This window comes from Citrobacter sp. RHBSTW-00881, assembly GCF_013728515.1.
Taxonomy (GTDB): Bacteria; Pseudomonadota; Gammaproteobacteria; order Enterobacterales; family Enterobacteriaceae; genus Citrobacter; species Citrobacter braakii.
Genome location: NZ_CP056270.1, coordinates 73,439 through 93,896 on the forward strand (window position 1 = coordinate 73,439; position 20,458 = coordinate 93,896).

Annotated in this window: 22 protein-coding genes and 4 pseudogenes; 13 read left to right on the plus strand and 13 right to left on the minus strand. The window is 49.1% G+C overall.

Translation table 11 applies throughout. The features are described from left to right. Window positions 1-51 precede the first annotated feature (51 nt). From HV311_RS25430 to HV311_RS25465, 8 genes are all read right to left on the minus strand, one after another. Window positions 52-609, minus strand: a complete 558-nt coding sequence (locus HV311_RS25430; RefSeq protein ID WP_003100847.1) for a recombinase family protein — start codon at window positions 607-609, stop codon at window positions 52-54. Next, window positions 603-974 (minus strand): hypothetical protein, encoded by a 372-nt coding sequence (locus HV311_RS25435; protein WP_003100853.1) that lies wholly within the window; start codon window positions 972-974, stop codon window positions 603-605. The genes HV311_RS25430 and HV311_RS25435 overlap by 7 nt, the downstream gene beginning before the upstream one ends. Next, window positions 971-1,471: a hypothetical protein gene (locus HV311_RS25440; protein WP_003100856.1), complete on the minus strand. Its 501-nt coding sequence runs from the start codon at window positions 1,469-1,471 to the stop codon at window positions 971-973. Before HV311_RS25440 ends, HV311_RS25435 begins: the two co-directional genes overlap by 4 nt. Then, window positions 1,468-1,794, minus strand: coding sequence for a hypothetical protein (locus HV311_RS25445; protein ID WP_003100858.1), 327 nt, complete (start codon window positions 1,792-1,794; stop codon window positions 1,468-1,470). Before HV311_RS25445 ends, HV311_RS25440 begins: the two co-directional genes overlap by 4 nt. Before the next feature lie 254 nt (window positions 1,795-2,048). After that, complete coding sequence (locus tag HV311_RS25450; RefSeq protein ID WP_003465043.1) at window positions 2,049-2,405, minus strand: cupin domain-containing protein; 357 nt, start codon at window positions 2,403-2,405, stop codon at window positions 2,049-2,051. A gap of 235 nt (window positions 2,406-2,640) precedes the next feature. Next, entirely contained in the window at window positions 2,641-3,027 is a 387-nt protein-coding gene (locus HV311_RS25455; RefSeq protein ID WP_003100872.1) for a HepT-like ribonuclease domain-containing protein, read from the minus strand. Beyond that, the gene (locus HV311_RS25460; protein WP_001247892.1) at window positions 3,024-3,314 is read right to left on the minus strand and encodes a nucleotidyltransferase family protein; all 291 of its coding nucleotides are present in this window, start codon (window positions 3,312-3,314) and stop codon (window positions 3,024-3,026) included. Before HV311_RS25460 ends, HV311_RS25455 begins: the two co-directional genes overlap by 4 nt. 253 nt (window positions 3,315-3,567) lie before the next feature. Then, complete coding sequence (locus HV311_RS25465) at window positions 3,568-4,272, minus strand: IS6-like element IS26 family transposase (RefSeq protein WP_001067855.1); 705 nt, start codon at window positions 4,270-4,272, stop codon at window positions 3,568-3,570. Window positions 4,273-4,514: 242 nt separating this feature from the next. On the opposite strand from HV311_RS25465, the gene HV311_RS25470 reads away from it, so the two are divergent. The 7 genes and pseudogenes from HV311_RS25470 to HV311_RS25500 all read left to right on the plus strand — a co-directional run bounded on the left by HV311_RS25470 (window position 4,515) and on the right by HV311_RS25500 (window position 11,017). Further along, on the plus strand, window positions 4,515-5,660 hold the full coding sequence (locus HV311_RS25470; protein ID WP_001325018.1) for an MlaE family ABC transporter permease: 1,146 nt from the start codon (window positions 4,515-4,517) through the stop codon (window positions 5,658-5,660). Window positions 5,661-5,665: 5 nt separating this feature from the next. After that, complete coding sequence (locus tag HV311_RS25475) at window positions 5,666-6,457, plus strand: ABC transporter ATP-binding protein (RefSeq protein WP_001325019.1); 792 nt, start codon at window positions 5,666-5,668, stop codon at window positions 6,455-6,457. A 1-nt stretch (window position 6,458) separates the two neighbouring features. After that, a complete protein-coding gene (locus HV311_RS25480; protein ID WP_000449980.1) occupies window positions 6,459-7,397 on the plus strand; it encodes an MlaD family protein in 939 nt (312 codons plus the stop codon). Then, window positions 7,397-8,038 (plus strand): ABC-type transport auxiliary lipoprotein family protein, encoded by a 642-nt coding sequence (locus tag HV311_RS25485; RefSeq protein ID WP_000948259.1) that lies wholly within the window; start codon window positions 7,397-7,399, stop codon window positions 8,036-8,038. Before HV311_RS25480 ends, HV311_RS25485 begins: the two co-directional genes overlap by 1 nt. Before the next feature lie 347 nt (window positions 8,039-8,385). Then, complete coding sequence (locus HV311_RS25490) at window positions 8,386-9,663, plus strand: L-cysteine desulfidase family protein (RefSeq protein WP_001515737.1); 1,278 nt, start codon at window positions 8,386-8,388, stop codon at window positions 9,661-9,663. A gap of 81 nt (window positions 9,664-9,744) precedes the next feature. Beyond that, window positions 9,745-10,263: pseudogene (locus HV311_RS25495) on the plus strand (PLP-dependent transferase); the annotation flags it as partial. A gap of 56 nt (window positions 10,264-10,319) precedes the next feature. Further along, window positions 10,320-11,017 (plus strand): IS1 family transposase gene (locus HV311_RS25500; RefSeq protein ID WP_223335778.1). Its coding sequence is split into 2 segments (ribosomal slippage): window positions 10,320-10,569 and window positions 10,569-11,017, totalling 699 coding nucleotides; the frame shifts between segments, so codons are not numbered across the junction. Window positions 11,018-11,217: 200 nt separating this feature from the next. Here the strand turns inward: HV311_RS25500 and HV311_RS25505 are convergent. The 3 genes from HV311_RS25505 to HV311_RS25515 all read right to left on the minus strand — a co-directional run bounded on the left by HV311_RS25505 (window position 11,218) and on the right by HV311_RS25515 (window position 13,143). Further along, on the minus strand, window positions 11,218-11,406 hold the full coding sequence (locus HV311_RS25505; RefSeq protein ID WP_007372207.1) for a hypothetical protein: 189 nt from the start codon (window positions 11,404-11,406) through the stop codon (window positions 11,218-11,220). A gap of 35 nt (window positions 11,407-11,441) precedes the next feature. Then, window positions 11,442-12,632 carry a hypothetical protein gene (locus tag HV311_RS25510; protein WP_009652915.1) on the minus strand — a complete coding sequence of 397 codons (1,191 nt, stop codon included), beginning with the start codon at window positions 12,630-12,632 and terminating at the stop codon, window positions 11,442-11,444. Window positions 12,633-12,744: 112 nt separating this feature from the next. After that, complete coding sequence (locus HV311_RS25515; RefSeq protein ID WP_016241897.1) at window positions 12,745-13,143, minus strand: hypothetical protein; 399 nt, start codon at window positions 13,141-13,143, stop codon at window positions 12,745-12,747. Window positions 13,144-13,303: 160 nt separating this feature from the next. Here HV311_RS25515 and HV311_RS25520 point away from each other — a divergent pair, with 160 nt between their 5' ends. The 6 genes and pseudogenes from HV311_RS25520 to HV311_RS25545 form a co-directional block, all read left to right on the plus strand. After that, complete coding sequence (locus HV311_RS25520) at window positions 13,304-13,810, plus strand: hypothetical protein (RefSeq protein ID WP_007372203.1); 507 nt, start codon at window positions 13,304-13,306, stop codon at window positions 13,808-13,810. A gap of 468 nt (window positions 13,811-14,278) precedes the next feature. Continuing rightward, a pseudogene (locus HV311_RS25525) lies at window positions 14,279-14,527 on the plus strand (transposase); the annotation flags it as partial. Between the two features lie 64 nt (window positions 14,528-14,591). After that, a complete protein-coding gene (locus tag HV311_RS25530; RefSeq protein ID WP_001254932.1) occupies window positions 14,592-15,743 on the plus strand; it encodes an IS30-like element IS30 family transposase in 1,152 nt (383 codons plus the stop codon). A gap of 9 nt (window positions 15,744-15,752) precedes the next feature. Continuing rightward, a pseudogene (locus HV311_RS25535) lies at window positions 15,753-16,181 on the plus strand (IS3 family transposase); the annotation flags it as partial. Window positions 16,182-16,853: 672 nt separating this feature from the next. After that, complete coding sequence (gene ltrA / locus HV311_RS25540) at window positions 16,854-18,362, plus strand: group II intron reverse transcriptase/maturase (RefSeq protein WP_001189111.1); 1,509 nt, start codon at window positions 16,854-16,856, stop codon at window positions 18,360-18,362. Window positions 18,363-18,442: 80 nt separating this feature from the next. Further along, window positions 18,443-18,919, plus strand: a pseudogene (locus tag HV311_RS25545) (IS3 family transposase); the annotation flags it as partial. A 152-nt stretch (window positions 18,920-19,071) separates the two neighbouring features. Here HV311_RS25545 and HV311_RS25550 read toward each other — a convergent pair. Both HV311_RS25550 and HV311_RS25555 read right to left on the minus strand, forming a co-directional pair. Then, window positions 19,072-19,497: a hypothetical protein gene (locus tag HV311_RS25550; protein WP_016241518.1), complete on the minus strand. Its 426-nt coding sequence runs from the start codon at window positions 19,495-19,497 to the stop codon at window positions 19,072-19,074. A gap of 574 nt (window positions 19,498-20,071) precedes the next feature. Next, a complete protein-coding gene (locus tag HV311_RS25555; RefSeq protein WP_009652923.1) occupies window positions 20,072-20,386 on the minus strand; it encodes a hypothetical protein in 315 nt (104 codons plus the stop codon). Between the last annotated feature and the right edge of the window lie 72 nt (window positions 20,387-20,458).

Below are 20,458 nucleotides of genomic sequence, written 5' to 3' on the forward strand. Positions count from 1 at the left end.
TCAGCATAGTACTGGGAAGGAGGGAGTGACCATCTCATTAAATAAAGCACGCTAAGCGTGCGTGGAGGCTGGCACCCAGCGGTACAGCGTCGGAATGGACACGCCGAGGTTCTTGGCCACGTCCTTGGGCGGCACCCCGCTGGCCAGCAGCTTCTTGGCCGACTCGATCTTGCTGTCGGTCATCTTCGGCTTGCGGCCGCCTTTGCGGCCGAGCTGCTTGGCGACTTCCAGCCCGGCGCGGGTGCGCTCGACGGTCAGCTCGCGCTCCATTTCGGCAAGGCTCGCCATGACGTGGAAGAAGAACCGCCCGGATGGTGTGCCGGTGTCGATGGAGTCGGTGAGGCTCCTGAACTGGACACCGTGCTTGTGCAGATCGCCGACCAGATCGACCAGTTGCTTGACCGACCGGCCCAGCCGGTCGAGCTTCCAGACGACCAAAGTATCGCCTTCGCGCAGCATTTCGAGCGTCTTGGCCAAGCCAGGCCGGTCTGCCCGCGTGCCACTCACCTTGTCCTCGAAGACCTTTTTACATCCGGCCTTGCTCAAGGCTTCGCGTTGCAGCTCCAGGTTCTGATCCTGCGTCGAGACGCGCGCATAGCCAATCAACATGGCTTGTCTCGCGCCCGGTCGATGCGTTCCTGCATCGCCTGCATCACTTCTTCGTGGGTGTACGATCTGGCGTTGGCGTCGGTGGCTTGCCGCAGGGCTTCCTCAACCTCGCGCGTCATCCGCTCGTAATCCTCCGGCCACAGCGCTTGCTCCATGCGCAGCGACGCCTGACCCAGCAGGTGCAGCAGGCTGAACAGCCGCATGTCGTTGGTGGCGACGATGCGCTCCCGAATCTGCTCCTGAATAGCTTCGCTAGCCCGATGCGCTTGTGGTGTGGCAGTCCCCTCGTAGTCAGCGGGGAATTCCGCTTCCTCGGCAATCCTTGCCCAGGCGCTGGCCAGCGCCTCGATGGTTGACGTGCTCATTTCCGCCGCTCCTGTGCTCTTTGGCGAATCAACCGGCCAAGGGGCCTCGACGCGAAAACCAGCAGCATCACGCCTATCGGATACCAGGTCGAGAAGACCACCAAGGCATCGAAGGCTGGCCGTCCGGTGTTGGTAGGCAGTACGGCGGTCACAGCCATCAACCCGCCGACCGTCCAGATGATGCGCCACACGTAGGGCATCACGCGGGGCACGTAGCCGTCATCGAAAGCGGTCTGGTAGTAGCGGCGCAGGCCGCGCTCGGCAAGCGCCTGGCGCTGCCGCTCCGACAGCGCATCCGTCCGGCCATACCAGCGCCGGAATGGTGGACAGCGCAGCAGCAAAGGGGTGAAGAGGATCATCACCGCCACGATCGCGACACCCCACGCCATGACGGCGCCGGCATCGGGCCGCTTGGCGTTCTCGATCACGGGCGCGAAGACGCCCGGAGCACCGATCATCCAGAACAGCGCAATGTGCTGATGGAAGGAGAGCTTCATTTGCTCATCCACTTGCGCAGCAGGCGCTTTTTCAGGGAGGCGCGTTCTTGCGGGTTGCGTCCCTTGTGATTGGCGATGCGATCCGCCGTGGCGGCCTGGCGCTTGACGGGCCAGTAGGAGCGGCCATCCTTGCCCATCGACCAGACGCTGCTGGCCTGGTTTTCCAGCAGGGGCAGATGGGCGCTCAGGGCTTCGGGCGACGCGCTGGTCAGCGCCGTGCGCTCACGGGTGCGCCAGCGCTGATGCCAGAGCTTCTTGTCCTCGCGCTCGCTGCCGCAGGTCGTGTGCCCGACGATGGGTGTTTTGCGGCGGCTGCGGCTCATAACGTAGTGGTCTCCAAGAACATTCAGGACTGATCCCAGGCGTCGATGGTCAAGACCTGATCGGCAGGACAGGCGGCTACGCGGTCGGGAACTGGATGGTGTTCAGTCTCATGCCGACCCCATTCGATTGATCGCGTCGCTTGCGGCACGCTGCGACGCAAGGAGGTTTGCGACCTGGTTTAGCAGCCGTGTCCGCTGCATGTCTGTTACCTATCTCCCCGACCGCTCATTGGACCAACTCCAGAGATTGGGCTCTATCGCTCAGCCAATACGAAACCGGCATTGGCTGATGCCACAACCGAGACGAACACAAATGGCTCGGTACCTGTATTTCGCGCCCCGTGCACTTGGCCCGGTCTTGCCACGGCTATCTCACCTTCCCTGAGGGCACGAACAATCCCATTGCCCTGAAAGTAATCAGCCATTCCCGACAAAACAGTCCACGTGTCTTGGCCGTGAGGATGAATGTGAGCCGCAATTTCCTGCCCGGGATGGACATGCCAAACCACGATAATTGAGTCTCGGGTTTCAAGCACAACGGAACGAATAGGCTCGCCTTCGGACGGCTGAACATACTCGGCTACAGAAAATATTCTCGATTCAACAGTCATCGGAGATCCCTCTTTCACAGTGCCCCCAGACAGGCTGGATATGAGTTCTAACTCGAATTTGAACGGGAGGCTGGTCGTGCGGTCGTGCAGTTGCCGATGAGCGTGTCGGCTGCTGCCTCTTGCCCACCAGCGAACTCACGTCCGTTGCGGCCATCCAGAAGGTCTTGCCCGAGCGCGGCTCATAGGTCGCGGGATCGAACACGCCAGAGGGGCCGAACATCGGCGGCTTGATTGGTCATGGCTCCATGCCTTTGTCGTTACGGTCTTCATCGTCGGCATCCTGACGCACGGCGGGCAATTGCTGGAGCAACGCCGGCAGCCATTCCTGTACCGTCTCCCACACCACATCGAGGTTGATGTCGAAATAGCCGTGAGCCATGCGATTACGCATATTGCGCATGCTGCGCCACGGCACGTCGGCATGCGCCTGGGTGAACTCGACGTAGCCATCCATCACCTTTGTGGCCGCCTCGCCGATGACGATCAGGCTCATGATGACGGCCTGCTGGGTGCGCTTGTCGGCCAAGAAGTCGTCCTTGGCCATCCCTTCCACGAAGCTGCGCGCATCGGTTGCGGCCTGCTGAATGTGGTCGAGGTAATCGGGCAGGCGGTTCTCGCTCATATCGGTTGCGCCTCCGCGAGCACCTTGGCCCGGAACTTCGGCGGCAGGTCGCCGGGAGTCAGCAGATCGACGTCAACGCCGAGCAGCGATTTCAGTTCTTCTTCCAAATCGCCCAAGTCCAACAACGTGGCACCGGGCAGCGCATCGACCAACAGGTCGAGGTCGCTGCCATCCCGGTCGGTGCCATGCAGCACCGAGCCGAAGACGCGCGGGTTCGCGGCGCGAAAGCGGCCTACCGCTTCACGCACTGCGCTTCGCTTCATGTCAAGCACAACAGACGGTCGCATGCGCATCCTTTCTTATCGAAACTCGTTGAGATGATATGCAATCAAGAATAGAATTTCAAGAACTATTTTCGAGAATCGCAATGCCTTGATTCCCGTGCCGCGCCGGTTGCCTTGGCGGGCTTGTCACAAACCTACGTTTTCAAGAAGAAGGAAACCGCATGCCCCGCCGTTCGATCCTCTCCGCCGCCGAGCGCGAAAGCCGGCACTGTTGCAAAGTTAGCGATGAGGCAGCCTTTTGTCTTATTCAAAGGCCTTACATTTCAAAAACTCTGCTTACCAGGCGCATTTCGCCCAGGGGATCACCATAATAAAATGCTGAGGCCTGGCCTTTGCGTAGTGCACGCATCACCTCAATACCTTTGATGGTGGCGTAAGCCGTCTTCATGGATTTAAATCCCAGCGTGGCGCCGATTATCCGTTTCAGTTTGCCATGATCGCATTCAATCACGTTGTTCCGGTACTTAATCTGTCGGTGTTCAACGTCAGACGGGCACCGGCCTTCGCGTTTGAGCAGAGCAAGCGCGCGACCATAGGCGGGCGCTTTATCCGTGTTGATGAATCGCGGGATCTGCCACTTCTTCACGTTGTTGAGGATTTTACCCAGAAACCGGTATGCAGCTTTGCTGTTACGACGGGAGGAGAGATAAAAATCGACAGTGCGGCCCCGGCTGTCGACGGCCCGGTACAGATACGCCCAGCGGCCATTGACCTTCACGTAGGTTTCATCCATGTGCCACGGGCAAAGATCGGAAGGGTTACGCCAGTACCAGCGCAGCCGTTTTTCCATTTCAGGCGCATAACGCTGAACCCAGCGGTAAATCGTGGAGTGATCGACATTCACTCCGCGTTCAGCCAGCATCTCCTGCAGCTCACGGTAACTGATGCCGTATTTGCAGTACCAGCGTACGGCCCACAGAATGATGTCACGCTGAAAATGCCGGCCTTTGAATGGGTTCATGTGCAGCTCCATCAGCAAAAGGGGATGATAAGTTTATCACCACCGACTATTTGCAACAGTGCCGTTTGGTTTACCCTGCCAGAGAGGAAAATACGGCAATTGGGCAAACAGCGTGCCACACCTCACTGATTAGGGTGTGGTTAACACTTCATTAATTAAACAGTCATTACTCTTACTTAACTGTGTGATATACCTATTTAGGGTTTGAAACATTAGAGTTTGAAATAGGTAAGGTCTGAGCAATGACTGAGCAAACGTCCCCCGCACAACTTGATCTCGATAGCGCGGCTCAGCCCCCCAGAGTTTATATCCGGGGGGACTGGGTGTTGGCGCATTACTGCGTTTTGGAGCCGCGCGTTGCGCAATTGCGCGCTAATATGCCCAGTGGGGGGGTATTTGATCTCAACCAACTGGGGGCGTTAGATACCGCCGGTGCAACGTTGTTAGCTCTGCTTCTGGGTGAGGACCGTGTAGCAAATTTACGCGAACTTGCGCCTAAATTGCCAGAAGAGCGGAGGATATTACTTGAAACGGTAAGCCATGTATTGCCTGACTTAACCCCTGAGTTGTCTGAAAAACCCACACGGTTTTGGCTTGAGATGCTGGCTAATACCGGCCGTTCGGTAGATAACTTATGGCAAGATATTAAGTCACTATTGGGCTTTATTGGTCTGGCGCTGGAAACCTTGCTGGGAACACTTTTTCGCCCCTCCCGCTGGCGCATTACCTCATTAATTGCCAATATTCAACAGATTGGCCTCAATGCTGTGCCGATCATTATGTTGCTCACCTTTTTGGTGGGGGCAGTTATCGCCTTTCTCGGTGCAACCGTACTCACTACTTTCGGCGCGGGCATTTTTACCGTCGATTTGGTGGTATTTTCTTTTCTACGTGAATTTGCGGTACTGCTTACCGCGATCCTGATGGCAGGGCGAACAGCCAGTGCTTTTACCGCTGAAATTGGCTTGATGAAAGCCAATGAAGAGATTGATGCTATCCAAACACTGGGCTTGAATCCGGTCGAACTGTTGGTGCTACCGCGCGTCTTGGCACTATTGATCTCTCTGCCGATGCTAACCTTTATTGGCATGGTTTGCGGTATTTTCGGTGGCATGGTGGTGTGTGCCTTAACACTGGATATCTCTCCCACTATGTTTTTGTCGATTATGCAAAACAGTAATGGGTTGCAGCATTTTCTGGTGGGAATAAGTAAAGCCCCTATTTTTGCTTTCCTGATTGCTATTATTGGCTGTCTGGAGGGGTTCAAAGTAACCGGTAGTGCTGAATCAGTCGGGGTTCATACCACCACCAGTGTGGTGCATTCGATCTTTGTGGTGATTTTGCTTGATGCCGTGGCAGCGCTATTTTTCATGGAAATGGGGTGGTGAGCCAAATGACGCAAGATGCAATCATTCAAATTCGCGATCTGGTTAACTGCTTTGGCGTACAGTGCGTGCATCAAGGGTTGAATCTTGATGTTAAGCGCGGCGAAGTTCTTGGCGTGGTTGGTGGCTCGGGTACCGGTAAATCTGTTCTGTTACGCAGTATTGTTGGGTTACGTCGTCCGACTGACGGGAAAATTCATGTTTTTGGCAAGGATTTAATGGCACTGTCAGGTCAATCCCGCGCCATGGTCGAGCGCCGATTCGGCGTATTATTTCAACGAGGCGCACTGTTCAGTTCTCTAACCGTGACCGAGAACGTGGCATTACCATTAATAGAAAACGCCGGATTACCCCGGTCTGAGGCTGAGCGATTGGCTCAGGTTAAACTGGCACTGGCTGGGCTACCGCCGGGCACTGGCAGTAAGTATCCAGCATCTCTGTCGGGTGGTATGGTCAAGCGTGTTGCGCTAGCCCGTGCCTTAGCACTGGACCCGGATATTCTGTTTCTTGATGAACCGACTGCGGGTCTTGATCCCATTGGTGCGGCGGCGTTTGACAGTTTGATCCGCACCCTGCGGGATGCCCTCAATCTAACGGTATTCTTGGTGACCCACGATCTGGATACGCTGTATACACTGTGTGATCGTGTGGCGGTGCTTTCGCAGAAAAAAGTGCTGGTGGTTGATACTCTGGATAAAGTTGCAGCGACTGATGATGGCTGGATTCAGGCGTATTTTCATGGCCCACGTGGCCGGGCTGCTTATCAGGCAGCGGCAATTAACAGTGGAGAGAGGTTGTAATATGGAAACCCGTGCTCATCATGTCGTTATTGGTTTGTTCACTCTTATTGTGGTGAGTGCCGCGCTGCTGTTTTGCCTATGGCTGACAAATTCCGGTTCTGATCGCCAGTTCAGATTGTACGATATCGTTTTCAATGAGCCTGTGAGTGGCCTGTCACAGGGTAGCACCGTTCAGTACAGCGGGATTCGAGTCGGTGAGGTGACGCAATTACGCCTGGACCGAGACAATCCGAATAAGGTTTGGGCACGTATTCGCGTTTCTGCATCTACTCCGATACGCGAAGATACCCAAGCTCGTCTCACCGTCGCGGGTATTACCGGCACCTCAAATATTCAATTCAGCAGTGGCAGCCAGACCAGCCCGTTGCTGGAGGGCAAAGATGACGAGGTTCCTATCATTATTGCTACCCCTTCGCCGATGAGCCAGTTACTGGCTAACGGTGAGAATTTCATGACCAATGCGAATGAAGTGTTGGTGCGTTTGAACCAGTTGCTGGCACCGGATAACCAGCAGCGCCTAGTAACGACACTGGATAATCTCGCGCTGGTCACCCAAACTGTGGCTGATCAACGTGGTGATCTCCGTACCCTGTTGCAGCAGTTGGCGCAGGCCAGTAAACAGGCTAATGAGACACTGACTCAAACCAATCGCCTGCTGCGTAATGCTAACGGCTTAATGGATGGGCAGGGGAAACAACTGGTCAGTGATGCCGCCAAAACCATGGCATCGTTGCAAAATACCAGTACCATCCTCAATAAATTGGTGAGTGAAAATAAAACCTCACTCAATAACGGGATGCAAGGGATGAATGAGCTGGGGCCGGCAGTAGATGAGCTGCGCAGAACATTAGCGACATTACGTGCCGCCGTTTCTCGTTTGGAAGAAAACCCAGCGGCCTTGTTGCGCGGCCGTGAAAGAACACAGGAGTTTACGCCTTAATGCTCTCTTTTAATGTGATGCGCTATGCAGGCCGCCGCGTGTGGCTATTGATGATATCCGGGGGGGCGATACTGCTCTCTGCCTGCACCATTTTACCTTCGGCCCCTGTATCACAAGTTTATCTTCTGCCGGTGCCACCTGCAGTCAGTGTGCCACACGCGCAGACAGTAAACTGGTCATTACGGGTTTCACAACCGGCGACGAACCAGTTTCTTAATAGCTCACGCATAGCGGTGCAGCCTCAGGGCCAGGAGATTGCGGTTTATAAAAACTCCCGTTGGAGTGATTCGGCGCCGATTTTGGTGCGCAATCGTCTTATTCAGGCGTTCCGTAGCGATGGGCGAATCCGTGCAGTCAGTAGCGACGATGATAGCTTGCAGGCTGATGTGGAGTTGAGTGGTGATCTGTCCGCGTTCCAAGGGGTATACCATGTTGGTAGCAGCGAAGTGCTGATCCGTTTTGATGCTCGGCTGGTAAGAATTTCAGATCGTAGGATTATTGCGACTCGCCAGTTTGACATTCGCCAACCGATAAAAGGTAACGAGATGAACGAGGTGGTTCAGGCCTTTGGCCTGGCCAGTGACCAGTTAGCCACTCAAGTGCTCAACTGGACGATGCAGCAATCCCCTGCGCAGGGTTGATATCTAAACCAGCACCGGTTGGTTTTATCTGAGGCGAGTTGGCAGTAGCTAACTCGCCTTTTTTATCGTCTAGTTTAATGATTCAAGGCGAATAATTGCGTCTAAGGGGAAAATATTCTCTTTATTGTTTTGTGATTAGTATCTCATTGAGTAAGGGATTAATGGTGTTTGAGTTATCTATTTCATTGTTTTTAATATGTTTTTATTTAAATTGTTCTGTGGTTATCTTTTTTGTTAAAGAGAACAATATTCTCCAAGCATTAAAAACAACAAGAAAATAGGAAAAGTATTTCTCCCCGTAAAACCCTAAGATAAAAATAATCCAAATCACTGATTAATTACTTCAAATGCAAAAAATAACACATCAACAATTACTCGATTGGTTGAAAAAGGAAGTGAAACTTTCATTAGGTTGTACTGAGCCTATTGCTATTGCGTATGCTGCCGCAGTGGCTGCTAAATATCTCAACGCACCGATATTAAAAATAACGGGGAATATATCGGAGAATCTGTATAAAAATGCGATGGGAGTCACTATTCCGGGAACAAGCTATTGCGGAGTCACTCTTGCGGCGGCAATAGGGGCTATTGGTGGTAACGCGGATGCCGATTTAGAAGTATTAAAAGATATTACTGCGACACAAATTACCGAAGCCTATATATTTAATGAATCAGGTAACGTGTGTCTAAACGCAGTAGATGCTACGGATTTTATTTTTATCGATATTACGCTATATAGTCTTAGTGATCAGTGCCGGGTAGTGATTCAAGGTAGCCATACTAATGTCACTGAAGTTTATATTAATAATATAAAGCAAATATTAGTCCGAGACCTAATTGCCGCCAATGATAGTGGGGTACTACCCGAATTTTCCCTTAACGACGCATTTAAATTTGTAACCGATGTCGCCGCTAAAGACATCATGTTTATGCTGAAAAGTGCTGAGATTAATACCGCGCTTTCTGACGAGGGGCAAAGGAAGAACTATGGTTTGAACGTGAGTGGCGCGTTGTCGCAAGCCAGAAAAAATGGCTTTATCAGCACTGACTTACTGAGTCAAATGTTGATCAACACCACTGCGGCATCAGATGCCCGTATGGGCGGCGCACCCTTACCCGCGATGTCAAATTATGGCTCTGGTAATCAGGGGATTACCGTGACAATGCCGGTAGTGACACTTGCCCGACATCTTAATACAGATGATGAAACACTGGCCCGGGCATTAGCGTTGGCCCATCTAGCCGCAATCTCAATTCATATGCGTTATACCCGATTGTCTGCATTGTGTGCGGCGTCAACGGCAGCAATGGGGGCGGCGGCAGGTATGAGTTGGTTATTGACCCAAGATTTTCAAACTATCTCCTACGCGGTCAGTAATATGATCAGTGATATTAGTGGCATTATTTGCGATGGTGCATCAAATAGTTGTGCCATGAAAGTGTCTACCGCTACCGCCTGTGCATTTAAGTCGGTGTTGATGGCGCAACAAAATAGTGTTGCAGGGGAGCGTGATGGCATTGTTTCCTGCGATGTTGAAGGTTCTATCAATAATTTATGTAAATTAGTGTTATCGCCAATGAGGCAAACAGATAAAGAAATTATCAGTATAATGACACGTAAATAAATATTACGGTTTAACCGCGTGGCCTAACGTCATTATTAATAATGATCGGCGGGCTATCGTTAAAATTTAAAGGGACAAATAATGAGCAAATCAAAATCGATCGCGACTCTGGTTATCCATGCCGGAGATCAAGTTGACCGGGGCAATAATGCTATTTTTCCACCGATTACTACCGCCAGTTCCTTCATTCAGCCAAATTTAGGCGAAGAAGGGGAGTTTTGTTATTCCCGTTGCAGTAACCCGACAAGATATGCATATGAAACCGCCTTGGCTGAGTTGGAAGGAGGTATCTATGCTACGGCAACCGCTTCCGGTATGGCAGCAACTGCACTTATATTGGAATTGCTACCTAAGGATTCCCATGTATTAGTAATGAAAGGGGTCTATGGCGGTACTTATCGGTTGTTTGAACGTCTGCGTAAACAAACTTCAGGTACGACATTCAGTTATGTCGATCTTAATGATCTGGCGTCAGTAGAGCGCCATATTCAAGAGAATACAGGTCTAATCTGGATCGAAACGCCCACTAACCCACTGTTGGAATTAGTTGATATTGAAGCAGTATGCCAGGTTGCCAAAAGCAGGGGCATAATGAGCTGCGGGTGATGCTGCCAACTTACTGATTTAGTGTATGATGGTGTTTTTGAGGTGCTCCAGTGGCTTCTGTTTCTATCAGCTGTCCCTCCTGTTCAGCTACTGACGGGGTGGTGCGTAACGGCAAAAGCACCGCCGGACATCAGCGCTATCTCTGCTCTCACTGCCGTAAAACATGGCAACTGCAGTTCACTTACACCGCTTCTCAACCCGGTACGCACCAGAAAATCATTGATATGGCCATGAATGGCGTTGGATGCCGGGCAACCGCCCGCATTATGGGCGTTGGCCTCAACACGATTTTCCGCCATTTAAAAAACTCAGGCCGCAGTCGGTAACCTCGCGCATACAGCCGGGCAGTGACGTCATCGTCTGCGCGGAAATGGACGAACAGTGGGGATACGTCGGGGCTAAATCGCGCCAGCGCTGGCTGTTTTACGCGTATGACAGGCTCCGGAAGACGGTTGTGGCGCACGTATTCGGTGAACGCACTCTGGCCACACTGGAGCGTCTTCTGAGCCTGCTGTCGGCCTTTGAGGTCGTGGTATGGATGACGGATGGCTGGCCGCTGTATGAATCCCGCCTGAAGGGAAAGCTGCACGTTATCAGCAAGCGTTACACTCAGCGCATTGAGCGACATAACCTGAATCTGAGACAACATCTGGCAAGGCTGGGACGGAAGTCACTGTCGTTCTCAAAATCGGTGGAGCTGCATGACAAGGTCATCGGGCATTATCTGAACATAAAACACTATCATTAAGTTGGAGTCATTACCCTACGATAGTTGCTTTGACTTTAACCGATGACAAGGTTCATTCCTTTATACACGTTAAACATACAATACACTATAATTCTAAAGAGTTTATTGTCAAATAAAAAGGCAGATTTCTCTGCCTTAATACACAATATACATAGTTCAAGGTACTATATATAACTTAAGGGCGTTTTATTTTTGTGTGCTTATTTACCATCCGTTTCATCATCTACTTTCTGAGTCATGATTGGAGGCGGCGCTTCATTATCAATTTTCCTACGGCCTTCATCGCTGAAGAAGATTTTCCAGATAAAGTGCCCGACAAAAAGGATTCCGCATCCTATAATCAGCGCCCAGTCGAAAGTGTCAAATGGTCTGTTAAAATAATCAAACATATAGTTCTCCAGGGTAGAGTTCGTGACTAAGCCCGTTAAACGTTGTGTGGATAATTGCTCCACCAGACCGGGCAATGCAATTCATTGTTTTTTTCAGACCATCCGGCATCTATGAGTAATCTCTTCACAAAAAATGGCTGGTTTCTGAAGATATCTGTAGAAATTGATGTAGCTTTAATGACACTTCCTTTTTCACCAGGTTTTGTTGGTTTCTCGTAACGCGTTATACCGATATGCTGTAGACGTGACCTAATCGCGCCATCTGTCCTATTCATTTTCTTGGCAATCACTTCTATTGAACGATGCTCAGATAGAAGTGTAATTAAAAACTTATAGTTTCCACATACCCATTTGGCTGGTTTTTGTGGTTCTCTTTGGTTCCGTTCAGGCACTGATCTTTCCTTAATTTGTTGTGGTTTTTCACTATCACAATCAATGTCAGTTCTGGCCGGGTAATTTGAAATGGTTTTATCTGGTACGGTTTCATAGATAATTTCATTAAGCACTATATGCTTGCTCCACCAATCTGGGGCGGTAAGGTCGAATCCATCAATGTGCCAGCCGAATTCGATTAGTGGCAGGACATCAAGAAAACGTTTTTTTGATAATTTCGCAGAACTTATTTTTTTATTTAACCATATAACCGTACTAGATGAATCGTCTTCAGCGCCCACGGTAATCATTCCAAGCTCTATAAGTTGCTGAAGAGTGGATTGATGGCTTCTTAAGGTAAGCTCGGCAAGTGCCGTTTTACTGATACCATGTTGTATCGCCTTAAGTAAGACCCGAGTATCGTCAGGAGTCCACGGTTTACCGGTAATGAGGTGTGAAGATGTTTTCTTATGTAGCTGATCAGTATCCTCATCTTCGGGTACTAACAGGCTTGTGTTTCTTGTTCGCCACCATTCTGGAGAGTACAGAACATTTTCACCATTTATGCAGTGTGCTACCCATCCATTATCTAGCAGGGTTTTAAGAGTTATACCTGAAGCTGGTTCAGCCGGTGGCACTCTGATTGAAGAGTTAGGCTTGAGGGTAATTTCGTTAGGCTCGGAGAGATTTTCTCTTATGAGAAGGTATAAATCCAACTCGATACATCTTAACTGGATTATCCTTTCATTGTATCCAAGAATGGACGTAAGCGCTGCAAATGAGTAACCATCCTTAAGCCCTTTTATAAGCTTCAGATCTTCAGCTGGTGACCATGACGGTAATTTCTTCTTCATTCACTTGCCTTAGAGTGAACTAAATATTTCTGATATTACTTGTAAATCAATAATTCTTGAATCGAGAATGGGGGCGTTTTGAGGTGTATAAATCGCACTTAGACTCGACCATTTAGTATCCGTGGTTGAAGAGCTCCTCAACTCCAGCATTTACGACATCCTGGTTTCCAGGGATGTAACGTGGCCAGCCTTCTACCTCTTTGATGTTCTTAACGATAACTCCTTCGAAGCCAAATTGATCTGCCGATATATCAACAATATGGAATTCATCGTTGTTGGAGATCTCACACCAGTAATGACCGAACCCGCCATACATAGTGAATAACCCGCCGTCAGATTTCCCATCGCCACCTCTAATCACAGCTGATAACCCTTTGCTATGTGCCAGACGAGCTAATAGCAGACTGGCAAATAGGCATGTGCCCGTTGTGTCATCGGTATCACAGTCAGCGAGGATACCGTTCAGTAATGCCCGTGCTTCAGTCGCAACATCATTAATGAGGTTTTTCATCAGGGTTACTTATCGCAAATCGGTTTCAGGGGATTCTGCCAGACAGGCCGTAGCGTGACAATTTTTTATGACCCCAATAGGGGGCGAAATTAACGGGTCTTAGAATTTCGTCACCGATGAATGTTGCGTTAATCTTTTTTTATATAAAGAGGAGCTAACCATGAATAAAATGAAGTACAGTGCAGTATTGAATGAATGGAATTTTAAGTATGATTCTGCTGAAAGATTCGGTGACTCACACTTTCTTTATATCCATAATTTCATGAACGATCAGAGCCAGTTACTTGGTATTATCATAGCTGATTTTTTGAAGGTTCCTCAGATAGAACTTCTTCCTATTCAGACCGCCATAGATAACCTTGTAAGGTTATTAAAGGTTCAGACATCCAGGTCGTTAACGTCTGATGAGGGTGTTGATCTTGCTCAATTCCTCACTCAGTACCTCAGACAGACACAATCTTATGCTGCGGTTTCAAGTATGTGTCCGGTTGGTCAAAAGTTGAATTTTTTCCTGAACATCTACCCAAGAAAAGGTAATAAAGAGTTTTCTTTTCGATTATTCGCAATCACCACACTCAATGAAATTACAAGCGTGTCTGAATTTGTTGAAATGGCACATAGTACTCAACAAAGTGATCTGATTAATAATCCTGGTTATTTTGTTTGATTACTAAATAATTCCATATTGAAATCATTAACCATCACTTAACAGTGATGGTTTTTTGTTTTATTTCAATTATCTTTTTGTTCGATATGACTATCTGCTTTTTATAATCTGATTTCACTTACTATCATGCTGATACTACTAGGTAAAATGGTCGTGATGACTTTAATTCATGCTATTCCATTGAGATTTGTGTTTACAATCAATAAAAATATTGTTAATAAAATGTAATCCTTAACATAAATCAACATGGATATGGAACCTACACTACAATGGCAAAGAAAAACATACATCAGGAAGAGATTGTATTCGCGAAGAAACAGCTTGTTCTCCTTGCAACATTAAAAGGGAAGGTAAGTGAATTGATTCTAAAGTGGGAAGGGAACATTGGAGCTGAGACTCCTGACTTGAATCGCCACGGGTTTAACAGACACCTCAGAGTCATTTAAGATGGCTTAAAGAGAGGTGCCCATGAGCAGTAAGCGTTATCCCGAAGAGTTTAAAATTGAAGCAGTCAAACAGGTTGTTGATCGCGGTTATTCTGTTGCCAGCGTTGCAACACGTCTCGATATCACCACCCACAGCCTTTACGCCTGGATAAAGAAGTACGGTCCGGATTCTTCCACTAATAAAGAACAGTCAGATGTTCAGGCCGAGATCCGCCGTCTCCAGAAAGAGCTGAAACGGGTTACCGACGAACGGGACATATTAAAAAAAGCCGCTGTAGATTCAATTGGTCAACGCAACAGTTATGTGAAAACATGGGGTTGCGGAGGTTTTTTGAATGAGACGAACATTTACAGCAGAGGAAAAAGCCTCTGTTTTTGAACTATGGAAGAACGGAACAGGCTTCAGTGAAATAGCGAATATCCTGGGTTCAAAACCCGGAACGATCTTCACTATGTTAAGGGATACTGGCGGCATAAAACCCCATGAGCGTAAGCGGGCTGTAGCTCACCTGACACTGTCTGAGCGCGAGGAGATACGAGCTGGTTTGTCAGCCAAAATGAGCATTCGTGCGATAGCTACTGCGCTGAATCGCAGTCCTTCGACGATCTCACGTGAAGTTCAGCGTAATCGGGGCAGACGCTATTACAAAGCTGTTGATGCTAATAACCGAGCCAACAGAATGGCGAAAAGGCCAAAACCGTGCTTACTGGATCAAAATTTACCATTGCGAAAGCTTGTTCTGGAAAAGCTGGAGATGAAATGGTCTCCAGAGCAAATATCAGGATGGTTAAGGCGAACAAAACCACGTCAAAAAACGCTGCGAATATCACCTGAGACAATTTATAAAACGCTGTACTTTCGTAGCCGTGAAGCGCTACACCACCTGAATATACAGCATCTGCGACGGTCGCATAGCCTTCGCCATGGCAGGCGTCATACCCGCAAAGGCGAAAGAGGTACGATTAACATAGTGAACGGAACACCAATTCACGAACGTTCCCGAAATATCGATAACAGACGCTCTCTGGGGCATTGGGAGGGCGATTTAGTCTCAGGTACAAAAAACTCTCATATAGCCACACTTGTAGACCGAAAATCACGTTATACGATCATCCTTAGACTCAGGGGCAAAGATTCTGTCTCAGTAAATCAGGCTCTTACCGACAAATTCCTGAGTTTACCGTCAGAACTCAGAAAATCACTGACATGGGACAGAGGAATGGAACTGGCCAGACATCTAGAATTTACTGTCAGCACCGGCGTTAAAGTTTACTTCTGCGATCCTCAGAGTCCTTGGCAGCGGGGAACAAATGAGAACACAAATGGGCTAATTCGGCAGTACTTTCCTAAAAAGACATGTCTTGCCCAATATACTCAACATGAACTAGATCTGGTTGCTGCTCAGCTAAACAACAGACCGAGAAAGACACTGAAGTTCAAAACACCGAAAGAGATAATTGAAAGGGGTGTTGCATTGACAGATTGAATCTACAGCGGCGTACTTCGCAAAGCTGTCCGACTGAGGTACGCCTTTATCCGTGACAACACCTGTTGCTGGCCTGTTCGCCTGCTCTGTCGGGTGCTGGATGTTCATCCCAGTGGTTTTTACGCCTGGCTTCAGCAGCCGCATTCACAACGCCATCAGGCAGACCTGAGACTGACAGGACAGATTAAACAGTTCTGGCTGGAATCGGGATGCGTCTATGGTTATCGTAAAATCCATCTGGATCTGCGGGACAGCGGGCAACAGTGCGGAGTGAACAGAGTCTGGCGACTGATGAAACGTGTCGGGATAAAGGCTCAGGTCGGATACCGGAGCCCGCGGGCACGTAAAGGCGAGGCCAGTATCGTGTCGCCCAACAGGCTCCAGCGACAGTTCAATCCGGATGCTCCGAATGAGCGTTGGGTAACGGATATAACCTACAGTGTGCCCGGAGTTCAGGGCGGGCATGGATGCTTAAATGAACCGCGAGTCTGTCTGGAATATTGAACCGGTAACTCACGATGAGAAACCCAACAATCCCACCGGGTGTGACGGTGGAGAACCTGAGCGGCAGTGACCTGCGGCATGCCCGCAGGGTGATGTAACCCGCTGACAACGGGGATTGAGGCGAGATCACTAAGCCGAGATGATCCTCAAGGTTAAGTACTGAAAGGCTGAAGAACATGAACCCGTTAATCCGCCTCTGTGGGTTGAAAACGTCACCACGGCCTACGTGATCTGACAGGCCGTGCAGGAGGAACTGGCAGTGATACGTAAGCACTGCCGGTCGAAGGTGTTTTGACATGTATGCGAAACACCGGGGCAGCAGCGTCTATCACGCTTGCGTTGCTGACTTCTGCCAACTTGCGGCAAGCAAGGATAAAGAGTGCGACGGGCAGCCTCCTCAGTATGCCTGAGTCCAGGCAGGTAAACCGGGGAAGGTCAGCGACGGATGTTAAGGGGGCATGGCTCCGATGACGCGCTGGCTGGCGGAGCTTCCGTAGTAGTCCGCGATGGGGAAAGCCCATTACATGGCGAAGGGAAGCAGTTTGAATGTGTTTGCGACGTGAATTAACTGACCTAACGAGGTGAAGACCTTTGATAATCAGCGAAATGCAACGCAAGCTTGCCACATGGGCAGCCACCGATCCGTCCCTACGGATTCAACGGCTGCTGCGTCTGATAACACAACCAGAATGGCTGGCTGAAGCGGCGCGGATCACGCTTTCATCAAAGGGGGCCCATACCCCCGGCGTTGATGGCGTGAACAAAACAATGCTACAGGCCAGACTGGCTGTTGAGCTGCAAATCCTCAGGGATGAATTACTCTCAGGCCACTACCAGCCCTTGCCCGCCAGACGGGTTTACATCCCTAAAAGCAACGGCAAACTGCGACCACTGGGTATCCCCGCGTTGCGGGATCGTATTGTTCAGCGGGCCATGCTGATGGCGATGGAGCCGATATGGGAGAGTGATTTTCATACGCTCTCATATGGCTTCCGGCCTGAGCGCAGTGTCCACCACGCGATCCGCACGGTGAAATTACAGCTCACAGACTGTGGTGAAACCCGGGGACGCTGGGTGATTGAAGGCGACCTGTCCAGTTACTTCGACACCGTACATCATCGACTGCTGATGAAGGCTGTACGCCGCAGGATCAGTGACGCACGTTTCATGACTCTGCTGTGGAAAACCATCAAGGCGGGACATATCGATGTCGGTCTCTTTCGGGCGGCCAGTGAAGGTGTACCACAGGGCGGTGTTATATCGCCGCTATTATCGAACATCATGCTGAATGAGTTCGATCAATACCTGCATGAGCGCTACCTGAGCGGGAAAGCCAGAAAAGATCGGTGGTACTGGAATAACAGTATCCAACGGGGCCGAAGTACGGCGGTCAGAGAAAACTGGCAGTGGAAACCCGCGGTGGCGTACTGCCGCTATGCCGATGATTTTGTCCTCATCGTCAAAGGCACCAAAGCACAGGCGGAAGCCATCAGGGAGGAGTGTCGGGGTGTGCTCGAAGGCAGTCTGAAACTCAGGCTGAACATGGATAAGACTAAAATCACCCATGTTAATGACGGCTTTATCTTTCTGGGGCACAGGATCATTCGCAAACGCAGTCGTTATGGCGAGATGCGAGTGGTCTCAACGATCCCGCAGGAGAAAGCCAGAAACTTCGCCGCATCGCTGACAGCACTGTTATCAGGCAACTACAGTGAAAGCAAAGTCGATATGGCTGAACAACTCAACCGAAAACTGAAAGGCTGGGCCATGTTCTATCAGTTCGTTGATTTTAAGGCCAAAGTCTTCAGTTATATCGACCGTGTCGTGTTCTGGAAGCTGGCTCACTGGCTGGCCCGCAAATACCGTACAGGTATCGCTTCCCTGATGAGGTGGTGGTGTAAATCACCGAAACCGGGTCAGAGCAAAACGTGGGTTTTATTTGGTAAAACCAATCACGGCAAGCTCAGCGGCGAAATACTGTACCGGTTGGTGGGGCAAGGCAAGAAGCTGTTCCGCTGGCGGCTACCCGAAGGTAATCCCTATCTGAGGACGGAGACCAGAAACACGTATACATCGCGCTTTACAGAAGTGGCAATGGCGTTCGCCAGCATTTAAATGGAGAGCCGGATGCGCTGAAAGGTGCACGTCCGGTTCGGGGAGGAGAGGCAGGGAAATAGTCCGACTACGCCCTGCCTCTTACTCTACTCAGAACCCACGAAGGCTGGCTGTATCTTGCCGTGGTTGTTGATCTGTTCTCACGCAAAATTATCGGCTGGTCCATGCAATCCCGGATGGCAAAGGACATTGTCCTGAACGCACTGCTGATGGCTGTATGGCGGCGTAATCCCCAAAAACAGGTGCTGGTTCATTCGGATCAGGGCAGTCAGTACACAAGCCATGAGTGGCAGTCGTTCCTGAAATCACACGGCCTGGAGGGCAGCATGAGCCGTCGCGGTAACTGCCATGATAATGCGGTTGCAGAAAGCTTTTTCCAATTGTTGAAACGCGAACGGATAAAGAAAAAGATCTACGGAACGCGGGAAGAAGCCCGCAGCGATATTTTTGATTACATCGAAATGTTTTATAACAGTAAGCGTCGGCATGGTTCTAGCGATCAGATTTCACCGACAGAATATGAAAACCAGTATTATCAACGGCTCGGAAGTGTCTAGATTATCCGTGGCGATTCAACTATCATCTTTTAATGAACCAACTTGAGTCAGTAGAAAAGCAAATATTTTCTAAGATTGGTGCTTGGAAAAAGACATCTTTGCTTTGAGTGTCAGTGAAGAAAAACTTTATGAACAAACTTAATCCTCCTGCTTTATGTAATTCTTTTTTTACCAGGGATTTCTAGGAGAATCTTAGTCCATAACCCATCTGTCATAAAATCAATTATCGAGTCTGATATCATGGCTTTATTTGCAATTCTTTGAGCAGTGTAAATTGCCTGACTTTTATCTTCGATAAAGATGCCATGAGGCACTAGACTAACATTATCTTCGGTTTTCCTTGCCCACATGCGGAGGCGGTAATCTATTATGTATTCGTCATACTCTATCCACAGATGAGGTCGAATTATCTGGCCAGTTCCAGCCAACGTTACTTCTCCAACGATGCGCTGGTGCGGTATACAGAATCTATCTAGCAGGCAACTTACAACCATAGTATGACCATCACATTCGAGTGGAAGTACATCATATTTATGTAACAGCTCGCAGACATAAGCAACTTCAGGGGTTATGAACATTTACGGCCTCATATTAGACGGGGAGGGTGCTTAATTGGTCATTAAGCCTAAGTGATGATGGAGCCCAGTAGCCGGAACCGCACATCCACCGTTCACCAGGAAATGAAAAACCCTCTCTGATAAGAAACTCCCTAAGTTCGGTGCTGATGACATTCTCAACCTTTAAGATGTAGTTATTTGTCTCAGCTGCTTCTTTTAATTTCGAGAGTAACTGTCTGAAAAATCCTTTGCCTGGGTCTTCACTGAAATGGTTGCGACTACCAGTACCGACGAACCGAGGTATGACATTTTTCCCGTCCGGGCACGGATGTATAACTCATCTACTAACTGAAGACCTTGAACCTTCATTGATTTTGAATGAAAGATGCTTTTTTTTGCTTCAACCATTAAGTGAGTGAATGATTGAAGGATCTTATTGATGTCTCTGTCATGACAACTCATATAATCACCAAATTAAATCAGCATAATAAATTGCACAGTGTATAGCGTAACTTTTCAATAAAGTTGATGCTTTGAAATAAAAGCAACAATACATAATCTTTGTGTCTTATTGACTAAGGTTGTTATGTAATTATCAGAGGTTTTTAATCCTTTCTAAAGATGCTAGATATGCTTCATAGTTATCTCCAAATTTTTTCTTTGCCCGTCTTACTCTCATCTTTTCTGCCAGTTCACTCTTATGCTCGGTCTGGTATTTTTTATTGTTTTGGAGTTTTACACCTGCACCGGAACCGGCAGCATAATTTCTGTTTTTATCGCTAATGCACAACTTGCATTTACTTTTAAGGCCAAACTTACCCTTAAGTTCCTTACCGAATTCTTCGAAGGGTTTAACCTGATTGCATCCTTTACAGCGTTTGCACCCAGAGGGGAGATCTTCATTAGCCATGTCTAGTTCCAGTGGTTAAAGGTAATGAACTGCATTTTACTGCAAACAGGCACTTCCAACCATAAAATCGAC